The following is a 10,822-nucleotide window of genomic DNA, read 5'->3' on the forward strand; positions in this document are numbered from 1 at the left end:
CGCGACGCACGAAGGGCCCGGCACTGAGTGCCGGGCCCTTCGATTCGTAGCGGGGACAGGATTTGAACCTGCGACCTCTGGGTTATGAGCCCAGCGAGCTACCGAGCTGCTCCACCCCGCGTCGGTGAACACCACTTTACGGGGTGAATGCTCTGGCGCCAAATCCATTCCGGTCGGTGCGGTGCGGCGGGCAGTTGTGGACACGGTGCGTATCGGAATGGATGCGTTGAGCCATGGATGTGTTGAGCCATACGACCCGGCGGGCGTCCGGCCCTCTGCTCCGCCGCCTCGGGCCGGACCGTCGATGCCGGGCTCCGCCGCGGAACCCGCGAGCTGCGAAGTCGCCGGGGACATTGGGGAACTCGGAGTTATCCACAGGCCCTTCGGCGGGCGGGAACGGCCGCGGGTTAATCTCAGGGAGTCGAAGATCAGCGGGCCCGCGGCGCGGTCGCGGGACTGACGAGCGGGGTGAAGGAGGACGTGATGGCCGGGGTGAACGCGGGTGCCGTGGCGGCAACCGGACTGATCGGGGGCTATGGGGTCGCCCGGTGGACCAAGCGGCGCGAGTTGGGCGGTGTGGCGCTGGCGGCGGCCGGTGTGGTGGCGGCGCGCGAGTGGCGGCGGAGCACCGGCGCCGTGCCGGCGGCGGCCCTCACGGGGGCTTACGTAGCGGCGTTCGCGGGTGCGCACCCGCTGGCGAAGAAGGTCGGCGCCTGGCCGGCCGTGTTCGCCGTGGCCGGTGGCATAGCCGCCGCGTCCTGGGCGGTCGCGGGGCGCGGCCGGTAGCAGCCGCGGGTAAGCCCGGCAGCCCGCGACGCGGGCCGGTGCGGGCCGGTGCGGTGCGGTGCCGTGCCGTGCCGTGCGGGGCCCATGTCATGGGCTGCGGGCGGCCCGTGCACGGACGGACGGCTCCCGAAGGAGCGGGCCCGGCGCGCATCGCCCGGTGTCGCCGGTCCGAACTGCCCTGCGCGCGCCGCGAGTCACTCGGTGGACCTGCGTGACGCCGAGCGCGAGGCAGAGTGCGGCGGCGAGTGCAGCGCCGGGTGCGGCACGGGCTTCGGCCTTCTGGAGGTCGGCCGCGCCGACACCGTACGGTGACGGTGTACGGGCAGTCGGTCACGGCTGGGCGAACCAAGGGGGCTGGGCGTGTTGGAACCGGAGATCACGTCATTGCTGTCGACTCTGGCCGGGGAGGTCCTGAGCGACGCCTGGTCGGCGGTGAAACCGCGGCTCGCGGCACTGCTCCGGCTGCGGGGCGGCGGCCAGGACGAGCAGGTGCTCGGCGAGTTGGAGGACGCGCGCGCGGCCACCGTGGCGGGCGGAGGTGACGAAGCGCTGGGGCGCATCGAGGATCTGCTGCGCTCGACACTCGGCACCCTCGCCTCCGGACAGTCGTCCCTGGCCGCCGAGATGCGGGAGTTGCTCGCGACCGCGACCGCCGCGCAGTCGAAGCCGCTCGCCCGTATCGCGGTCTCCGCCGTGGACGACTTCGAGAACCACGAGGAAGAGCTGCGGGAGATGGACGCCGCCTGGGAGACGGGACGCGGCGCTCCGGGACCGACGGTGCTGTTCGTGTACGGCCCGCGCGGCATCGGCCTGACGACGCTCGTGCGGCAGTGGCTGCTCAGGCACCGCGACACCTTCGGCGCCGGTCCCGAACTGTCCACGGTGCTGGCCAGGGACAAGGACGGGGCGCTGCCCGATCCGGCGGCGGTCTTCGACGAGTGGTTCCGGCTGCTGCACGTGCCGGTCCAGGAGGTGCCGTCGGATCTCGCGGGGAAGATGGCCACGTTCCATCAGGTCACCGCCGATGGGCCGGTGTTCGTGCTGCTGGAGGACGTGGCGCTGGCCTCCCTGGCCAAGCACTTCCTGCCCGCCTCGTCGCAGGGCGTGGTGGTGGTCACCAGCGGGGAGCTGATGCGCAGCCTCGTCTCCGACGTGCACGCGAAGGCGTTCAAGGTCGGGCCGCTGCTGCCCGAGTACAGCAGGAGGCTGCTGATCAGCTCAGGCCGCCTCGCACCGTACGCGGTGTCGCACGAGGCGGAGATCGACAAGGCGGTGAGTGTCTGCGAGGGCAACCCCCTGCTGGTGCGGATCGCCGGCGCGCAGATGCTCTTCGACCAGCCGTACGGCATCGGCGAGTTCGCCACCGCGCTGTCCGACCGCCGTCCCGAGATCAGACTGGGAGCCTTCGACGTGGACGAACGCAGCGGAGCGGAGATCTTCGACGCCGGCTACCGCGAGTTGTGCCGGCGGTCCCCCGAAGCCGCCGAGGTCTACCGCTACCTGGGATTGCACCCGACCGCGGAGTTCGACGAGGACGTGGTGGCGGCGATGGTTCCCGGCCCCGGCGGCCGCACCCGCGCCAAGGCGATCCGGACGCTGCTGGACTCCAGCCTGATCGAGCGGATCGACGGCGGGATGTACCGCGTGATCAGCGGACTTGTGCACACGCACGCGGCCGGGTGCGCCCGGGCCGACCTTTCGGCGCAGGAGCGCGAGGCGGCCCGGCGGCGCTGGGTCCACCACTACATGGACCTCGCGGAGCGTTCCGACGCCGGCCTGTCGCCGCGGCACCGGCACGATCCGGCGGGCGCGTACGCCGGGTACACGCTGCTCGCCGCGGACGCCCAGGACGTCCTGGTCGAGGAGTTGGTCCGCCGCCGGCACATCCTCAAGGCCGCGGTGCGCGCCGCCTACGACGCCGGAGCGCACGACCCGTGGTCCTACGAGGCGACGTGGCGCCTGGCCCAGGGCCTGTGGACGTTCTACCTGCGCTGCGGGTTCCACGCCGACTGGGTCGAGGTGTACGACCTGGCGCGCAAGGCCGCCCTGGAGGGGCTCGAACGCGGGGACCTCCTGGCGCTCGCCCGCATGCAGTACGGCCTCGGGTTCGCCCTGCTCGATCGGTCCGGCCCGGGCGATCTGGACGCGGCCCGCGGGCAGTTCGAGCAGGCCCTCGAACTCGTCCGCCCGGCGCTCGCCCGCCCGGAGACGTCGGAGCGGGACGCCGAGGTGTGGCGGCGCACCTGGTCCAGCGTGCTGGAGGGCCTGGGCAAGCTGGAAGACGGGCTCGGCCGGCCCGAGCAGGCGCTCGCGTGCTTCGACGAGGCACTGGCCGCGCTGGACGGCGTCGACCACCCGCGCGGCCGCGCGCTGCTCGCCCTGCACCGCGGACCGGTGCTGCGGAAGCTCGCGCGGTACGCCGACGCCGCCGCCGTACTGGCTGAGGCGCGTGCGCGGTTCCTGGCGCTGGCGACGCCGGACACGTTCAACGCGGCCAAGGCGAGCGCCCGTTCGGCCGAGGTGCTGCTGGCGGCAGAGCGGACGGACGAGGCACTCGCCGCGTTCGACGAGGCCGTGGCGGGACTGGGCCGGCCGCGCCACGGCTACCAGCGCGCCGGGGTGCTGCTCGCCCGGGGCGACCTGCTGCACGCACGCGGCGAGGTGCGGCGTGCCCGCGCGGACTGGAGGGACGCGACTGCGCTGTTCCGCGCGGCCAACAGCGCCCGCGTGGAGGAGGCGGAGCGGCGGCTGACGGAGCACCCGGGCCCGGACGCGGGCCGGGAGGCGGGGCCGGACGAAGCGCCCGAGGGCCCGGGTGGGTCAGAGCGCGGTGACGACCAGTAGCGCGGGCTCGGCGTCGGCGCCGATGGTGACCCGTAGCCGCAGGGGCGGGCAGCCGACGCCCGCGCCCGCCGGCGGACGCGGGCCGCACAGCAGCCGGTCGTAGACGACGGAGGCCGCGAGGGCCGCGGACACCCACCACGGGCGCGGCCCCGACCACTTCGCACGCACCCGCGCGCCGCTGCCCGGCAGCAATGCCACGCACCCGTCGTCCCGTTCCTCCGCGGCGATCAGCGAGCACCCGGGATACCGCGCGGCCGCCTCGGCGCCGGCGGCCTCGCGCTCCGCGGGCACAAGGCCGCCGCGAGGGCGTGAGGGCACCAGCAGGACGTCCGCGGAGCGGGGCCACTGCACGTCGGGGTCGTCGATGTCGGCGACGAGGTGGGCGCCCGCCAAGTGGCTTTCCTGGCTGGGTCGTTGGAGCGCGGCGTGGTAGCGGCGCACGGTGACCGGTTCGCCGTCCTGGCCGACCGTCACGTACATGGGCGCCACGACCGGAGAGCCCCGCGCCGCGGACTGTCCGACCGTGGGTTCGCCCGCCGGCACGGGCACGGCGCGGGCGGCGGCGGGCGTGGCGGGTTCGGGCAGCCCGAGCCGCTCGTAGAACAGCGCGCGCAGCAGCGCGGCGGCCTGCCCCGGACGGGAGGTGACCAGGGTGCGCAGGTCCCGCAGTTCGGGGTCGGCGGCCTGCCGGCGGGCGGCGTCCTGGAGTTGGGGCAGGAACGGGCGGTGCGGGGAGAGGCGGGGCACCGCCTGCGCGAGAAGCGCCATCGGCGAGCCGGGCGCCGCCTTCTGCGCCGCGAAGGAGCCGAGGACGGTGGGGACCTTGAGCGACACCCCGTACTGCGTCACCGATCCGCCGTCCCCGCACAGCGCGTCCGCCGCGAGCAGCGCGGCCTTCCAATCCTGCGTGTCAGGGCGCGGCAGCATCAGCCCGCAGGCGAGCAACGGGGCCAGCCAGGTGTGCAGTTGCCACGCGCCGTGCCCGTAGTACGCGTTCGGGTGGACGGCGGCGAGTACGCGGTACTCGTCGGCCGGCAGCTCCGCGAGCGCGCGCCGCAGGGCGTCGCGTTCGGGACCGGCGGCGTCCAGCACCGAGTCCTTGCCCCATGTGGACGAGACCACGACGAGCTTCTGGCCGCGGCGAAGGCCCAGCGCATGGCGGTAGTCGGGCCGGAACGGAGCGCTCGCCGCCAGCTCGTCGAAGCACGGGTCGCCGGCCACCCGGCTCAGGGGCACGGCGTCGGGGCAGCTCACGGCGAGCCGGGCGAGTTGCTCCTCGTGCGACAGGACGATGGCGGACGGCACCACGCGGCCGTCGTGCATCAGCCATTCCTCGGTGAGCCCGAACGCCTCCCGGCTCCCGCCGAGCAGCTTGTTGTAGCCGGCCCCGTGCGGCGTGCCGATCAGGGGCGCGTGCAGGTTGTACAGGTCGCCGCCGCGGCTGGTGGCGATGGCGAGGTCGAACTTCCGTTGTTTCGCGTCGGCCCAGGCCAGAAGGAGCGCGCCGCGGGCCTGGAGCAGTTCGAGCGTTCCGTTGTCCAGGGCCGAGGAACCGGTGCAGGTGAAGACGGTCTCGACCCGGCGGTCGCCGTCGAAGAGCGCGAGCAGGTCGAGCAGGCGGGTCGCCGAGGTGACGTTGTGCGCGACGGCGAGGACGGTGCGCTCGGCGAACACGCTCCGCCAGCGCTCGCCGTCCTCGGCCAACGGCAGCGGCACCCGTCGCCCCGCACCCTGCACCGCGCTCGCCCCCTCTCGCCTCTCGACCGCCCGTCGCCCACGAACTCACGGGCTACGGTCCACGGTCCACCGGTCCGCGGCACACCGCACGCGGCCGTACCGCGTCACCGCCGCCGCGCCGCGACCGCCCAGGCCGACCATACGCGAGCACGGGTTCGGCCCGGGCGCTGCGACGCGACATCGGCGGGCGCAAGCCGGCGGTGCGATCGGGCGGCGTGATCGGGCGGCGTGATCAGGCGGCGCGGGTGAGGATCGCGTCGACGGTGATCGTGGTGAGGCCCCGGACCATCCCCCACCGGTTCCAGGTGATGCCGAAGCGGTGCCGGTCGATCACCGTCTCGATGGCGACCACCGCCTTGTCCCCGGTCGCCTCGGCAATCCGGGCGTGCAGTCGCTGCGGCTCCCGGATGCCCTTGACGCGTATGTCGGCCCGCAGTTCCACGTCGTCACCGGACACGGTCGCCGAGTTGATCACGACCAGAATCTCCGGGTACCTGTCGACGTCGAGGAAGTCGGCAGATCTCAGGTGGAGGTCGCGCTTCTTGTTCTTCGTGTCGATCGAGGCCGTATCGATCCGCATCGCGCCGGTGACCGCCCCGTCGGGCGCCACGGTGACGTCGCCGGTCACAGTGAAGCCGCCCCTGACGGTGAGCAGTCCGCCCACGAGTCCGTGCGCGAAGCGGACGGTTCCGGCCCGGGTGTCGTTGACCCAGTGCCCGGCTGCGGTCCCGGTGGTGAGCGGGTTGACGGCTGTCGCCCTTGTCATGGGGTCTCCTCCGCGTATGACGGTGATGAAGCGGCGGGTGGCTCGCGCGGCGCCGAGCGGCCGGGCGCCGATCCGAACGCGCGCCGATCCGAACGGGCGCCGTACTGGTCGTAGCGGTCGTACCGGCCATATCGGTCGGCGCCCTTCGCGCCGGTGCGGCCGCTCAACGCGCCGCGGTCTGAAGGCCGTTCGCGGCCTGCGGGCGTTCCAGTTGCTCGCCCGTCCCGGAGCTGATGATGTCCCGGCTCCTGATCAGCACGAGCGCGCAGACCGCGCCGACGCACGCCACGACCCCGGTGATGACCAGCAGGTCGTCGAGGCCGGCGGCGAAGCCGTCCCGGATCGCCGCGGCCAGCACCCCCCGCTGCTGGGGACGCGCGCCCGCGATCACCTTGCCGGTGTCGCCCTGCCGGACGCTCGCGGCGATCCGACCACCGTGCCCGCGCAGGCCGGGCACTGCGGCGAGCCGGTGGTCGAGGTTCCGGTGCAGCGACGACGACAGTACGGACGCGAGCACGGCGACGCTGGTGGCGATGCCGACCTGTCGGAAGGTCGAGTTCACCCCGGAGGCCATGCCGGAACGGTCGGGGGTGACCACGCCGATGGCGGTCGCGGCCAGCGGCGGGTTGACGAGTCCGGCGCCCACGCCGGCGACGACGAAGCCGGGAATGAGGTGGGTCCAGGAACTGTCGCCGTGCAGGCCCGCCATCAGGAACAGGCCGATGCCGACCAGCGCGAGACCGGGTCCGATCAGCAGCCGGATCGGGATGCGTTCGCTGAGCCGTCCGGCGGCCGCGGCGGCGACCAGCAGCGCGCCGGTGATGATCAACAGCCGCACCCCCGCGCCGAGCGAGCTGTAACCGAGCACGTCCTGGAGGTAGATCACCAGGTAGAGGAATACCGCGAACAGCGAGGCGTTCATGGCGAAGGCGGCGATGGAGCCGCCGACGAACGTGGGCGTCCGGAACAGCGACAGGTCGAACATCGGCTGCGCGAGGCGACTTTCCACGATCACGAAGGCGACCAGCAGCACCGCGCCGGCGGTGAGGCAGGCGACGACCGCGGTGTCGCCCCAGGAGTTCTCGCTGGCCCGGATCAACCCGTAGACGAGACCGACGAGGCCGCCGGTGAGCAGCACGAACCCGATCCAGTCCGGCCGCGCCACCCGCGGCGCCCGCGACTCCTCGACCTTGCCCAGCGTCACGACCAGGCCGAACGCGCCCACGGGGATGTTCACCAGGAAGATCCACCGCCAGCTCAGGCCGTTGGTGACGGCGCCGCCCAGGATCGGGCCCAGTGCGATGGCGGCGCCGGTGACCGCGCCCCACACACTGAAGGCGACGGCCCGTTCGGAGCGGGGAAAGCCGTGCGCCAGCAGCGCCAGCGAGGTCGCGTACATCATCGCCCCGCCGACGCCCTGGCCGCAGCGGGAGACGATCAGCATCAGCGGCGACTGGGCCAGGCCGCACAGCACCGAGCCGACGGTGAAGACGGCCAGTCCGAGCGCGAAGAGCCGGCGGCGCCCGTAGCGGTCGGCGAGCGAGCCGGTGGTGAGCAGCAGGGCGGCCAAGGTGAGCGCGTAGGCGTCCACGACCCACTGGACCTCGGCGAAGCCGGCGCCGAGCGAACCCTGGATCTCGGGCAGCGCGACGACCACGATCGTCACGTCGAGCAGCAGCATGAACGAACCGGCGCACACGGCCAGCAACGTCCACCATTTCTTGTCCATCACATGTCCTCTCATCGGCGGCACGCCGCATGGAAAGCGGCTTCCGGCCGGGTGAGGACATGCTCGGCGTACGTCTTCGCGCCGACCAGGAAATCGGCCGATCGCGACGGATCTCGACAGCAGTACGCTCGGTGCCGTGGAAATCGTCACGCTGGACACGATCGACCGGCAGATCATGCACGCGCTGGTGCTGGAGCCGCGGATCGCGTTCCGCGCGCTGGCCGAACTGGTCGGCGTCTCCGACCAGACAGCGGCGCGCCGCTACCGGCGGCTGCGCGAGTCGGCCGGCCTGCGCGTCCTGGGCCGGGTGAACGGCGAGCGGGTCGGCTGGACCGACTGGCTCGTCCGGCTGCGGTGCACCCCGGGGGCGGCCGGGGCGATCGCCGCCGCGCTGACCCGCCGGGTGGACACCCGATGGGTGCAACTGGCCTCGGGCGGCACCGAGGTCGTCTGCGTGGTCCAGGCGCGCACCGCCGAGCAGCGCGACGCGCTGTTCCTGGAGGGCATCCCCAACAGCCGGCGGGTGGTGCGCATCTCGGCCCACTCGCTGCTGCGCACCTTCTCGCCGCCCACCTGGTCGGTGTTCACCGCGACCCTGACCGAGGCCCAACTCGACCGGTTGCCCCCGCGGGTCGAGCCCGCACCGGACGGCACCGTGCCGGCTCTCGACGCCGACGACGAGGAACTGCTGTCCCATCTCGCGCACGACGGGCGGAGCAGCACCGCGCAACTGGCCGCGGCGACCGGCTGGCACGAGTCGTCGGTACGCCGCCGCATCACCGGCCTGTGCGACTCCGGGGTGCTCTACTTCGACCTCGACCTCGACGAGCACGCCCTCGGCATGACCAGCAACTCCCTGCTGTGGATCTCGGCCCGGCCCGACCGGCTCGACGAGACCGCGCGGGCCGTCGCCCGCCACCCCGAGGCGCCGTTCGTCGCCGCGGTCACCGGCAGCAGCAACCTGGTGGCCAACGTCGTCTGCCGCAACGAACGCCACCTGTACGACTATCTCAGCGGCACCCTCGGCCAACTGCCGGGCATCCGCGCGATCGAGACCGCGCCCCTGATCCGTACCGTCAAACGCGCCGGCTCGGTCCTGCGCCCGAACGCCGGCTGACCGACCGCGATCCTCGGGCGGTCACGCGGTCACGCGGTCACCGGGTCCTGCGCCTGATCCCGTTCGCGGGTCCGGGTCCGGGTCCGGGTCTCGACTCACGCTTTCGTCGCTTTGCGCAACCACCTCCACACCACGAGTAGTTGCAACCGTAGGCGGCAGTCTCCTTGACACTCCCGAGCGGCCTGAGTCAGTATCCGTTGGTCTGTACCAATCGCCGCCGGATGCGGTCAGTGCGTCGGCCCCACGCGAAAGGCCCCGTTGATGTCGGCCAGCAAATTGGTGTCCACCAGCAAGCAGAGCAACGAGTTGCGAGCTCTTGCGCTCTCCGTCCTCCAGCCGGGTTTCGTCGGCACGGAGGCGCCGGACTGGGTGCTGCGGGCCATCGCTGATGGTCTGTCATCCGTCGTGCTCTTCTCCCGCAACATCGCCTCGCCCCAGCAGGTTGCCCGGTTGACCGCCCAACTCAGGGCGGAGAACCCATCGTTGATCATCGCGATCGACGAGGAGGCGGGCGACGTCACCCGGATCGAGTCCTTCACCGGCTCCACCCGACCCGGCAGCTTCGCGCTCGGCGCCGTCGACGACATCACGCTGACCGAGGCCGTATCCCGAGACCTGGCACGGGAGTTGCACGCCGCCGGGGTGAGCCTCGACTACGCGCCCAGCGTGGACGTCAACTCCAACCCGGACAACCCGGTCATCGGGGTCAGGTCCTTCGGCGTCGAACCCGACCGGGTGGCCCGGCACGCCGCCGCCTGGGTCCGGGGCCTCCAGTCCGGCGGAGTGGCCGCCTGCGCCAAGCACTTCCCCGGGCACGGCGACGTCGCCGTCGACTCCCACCACGGGCTGCCCAGCTACGACGCGGACCTCGACACCATCGCCGCCCAGGCACTGCCGCCGTTCCGTGCCGCGCTCGAAGCGGGCGTGCGCGCGGTGATGAGCGGCCACCTCCTGGTGCCGGCCTACGACCCGCACGTCCCGGCCACCCTCAGCAGCCGCATCCTGGACGGCCTGCTGCGCAAGGAACTCGGCTTCGACGGCCTGATCGTCACCGACGCGATCGAGATGGGCGCGGTCACCGACCGGTACGGCATCGACGGCGCCACGGTACGGGCGATCGTCGCCGGCGCCGACGCCATCTGCGTCGGCGGGGAGCACGCCGACGAGGCCACGTTCGAACTGCTCGCCGAGGCGCTCGCCGGTGCCGTACTCTCCGGCGATCTCACCGAGCCGCGGCTGGCCGAAGCCTCCCGGCGGGTAAGGGAGTTCGCCGACTGGTCGATCGGGCTGGCCCGCGCCGTGCCGGTCGATCCGGTCAGCGGCGACATCGGTTTCACCGCCGCCCGGCGCGCCATCCGGGTCAGCGGATCCGCGGACGCGGCGTTGCCGCTGCCCGCCGCGCCGCACGTGGTGGAGCTGGTGCCGTCCACCAACCTGGCGATAGGCAAGGAGACCCCCTGGGGCGTCGCGGTCCCGCTGCGCGAGCGCCTGCCCGGAACCACCTTCGTCCGGGTGCACCCGCAGCAACTGGTGGACCATCCCACCGTCCTCGACGAGCACGCTCTCGCACCCGCCGCCGGACGCCCGCTGGTGGTCGTCGTCAGGGACGCCGCGCGGAACAAGTGGATGGGCAAGGCGCTGACGGACCTCACCGACGCGCGTCCGGACGCGGTCGTGGTCGAGATGGGGCTGCCGGACGACTCCGGGGCCGGCGCGGTCCGGGTCTTCACGCACGGCGCGACCACGGCGTCCGGCGTGGCCGCGGCGGAGGTGCTCGCCGGCGTCCCCACCCGGTAGGCGCCCGGCCCGGCAGACACCGCAGAGGGCCGTGACGCGACGAACG

The 10,822-nt window shown here is 73.1% G+C and carries 7 protein-coding genes and 1 tRNA gene; 4 read left to right on the top strand and 4 right to left on the bottom strand.

Annotated features, from left to right (window positions below; translation table 11 throughout):
* Positions 1-47: 47 nt before the first annotated feature.
* Positions 48-121 (bottom strand) — tRNA-Met (locus tag AC13HU_RS20960).
* Positions 122-483: 362 nt separating this feature from the next.
* On the opposite strand from AC13HU_RS20960, the gene AC13HU_RS20965 reads away from it, so the two are divergent.
* On the top strand, positions 484-786 hold the full coding sequence (locus AC13HU_RS20965) for a hypothetical protein (RefSeq protein ID WP_483043449.1): 303 nt from the start codon (positions 484-486) through the stop codon (positions 784-786).
* 360 nt (positions 787-1,146) lie between these two features.
* Entirely contained in the window at positions 1,147-3,630 is a 2,484-nt protein-coding gene (locus tag AC13HU_RS20970) for a hypothetical protein (RefSeq protein ID WP_483043450.1), read from the top strand.
* On the opposite strand, the gene AC13HU_RS20975 is transcribed toward AC13HU_RS20970, so the two are convergent.
* The 3 genes from AC13HU_RS20975 to AC13HU_RS20985 all read right to left on the bottom strand — a co-directional run bounded on the left by AC13HU_RS20975 (position 3,607) and on the right by AC13HU_RS20985 (position 7,862).
* The gene (locus AC13HU_RS20975; protein ID WP_483043451.1) at positions 3,607-5,346 is read right to left on the bottom strand and encodes a hypothetical protein; all 1,740 of its coding nucleotides are present in this window, start codon (positions 5,344-5,346) and stop codon (positions 3,607-3,609) included. The two genes, AC13HU_RS20970 and AC13HU_RS20975, sit on opposite strands and share 24 nt — an antisense overlap.
* Positions 5,347-5,599: 253 nt before the next feature.
* On the bottom strand, positions 5,600-6,133 hold the full coding sequence (locus AC13HU_RS20980; RefSeq protein WP_483043452.1) for a YceI family protein: 534 nt from the start codon (positions 6,131-6,133) through the stop codon (positions 5,600-5,602).
* A 163-nt stretch (positions 6,134-6,296) separates the two neighbouring features.
* Positions 6,297-7,862 carry an MFS transporter gene (locus AC13HU_RS20985; RefSeq protein ID WP_483043453.1) on the bottom strand — a complete coding sequence of 522 codons (1,566 nt, stop codon included), beginning with the start codon at positions 7,860-7,862 and terminating at the stop codon, positions 6,297-6,299.
* 136 nt (positions 7,863-7,998) lie between these two features.
* Here AC13HU_RS20985 and AC13HU_RS20990 point away from each other — a divergent pair, with 136 nt between their 5' ends.
* Both AC13HU_RS20990 and AC13HU_RS20995 read left to right on the top strand, forming a co-directional pair.
* Positions 7,999-8,979 carry an Lrp/AsnC family transcriptional regulator gene (locus AC13HU_RS20990; RefSeq protein WP_483043454.1) on the top strand — a complete coding sequence of 327 codons (981 nt, stop codon included), beginning with the start codon at positions 7,999-8,001 and terminating at the stop codon, positions 8,977-8,979.
* A gap of 279 nt (positions 8,980-9,258) precedes the next feature.
* Positions 9,259-10,776 carry a glycoside hydrolase family 3 protein gene (locus tag AC13HU_RS20995; RefSeq protein ID WP_483043455.1) on the top strand — a complete coding sequence of 506 codons (1,518 nt, stop codon included), beginning with the start codon at positions 9,259-9,261 and terminating at the stop codon, positions 10,774-10,776.
* The last annotated feature ends 46 nt before the right edge of the window (positions 10,777-10,822 follow it).

This window comes from Streptomyces sp. NH27 (assembly GCF_056859195.1).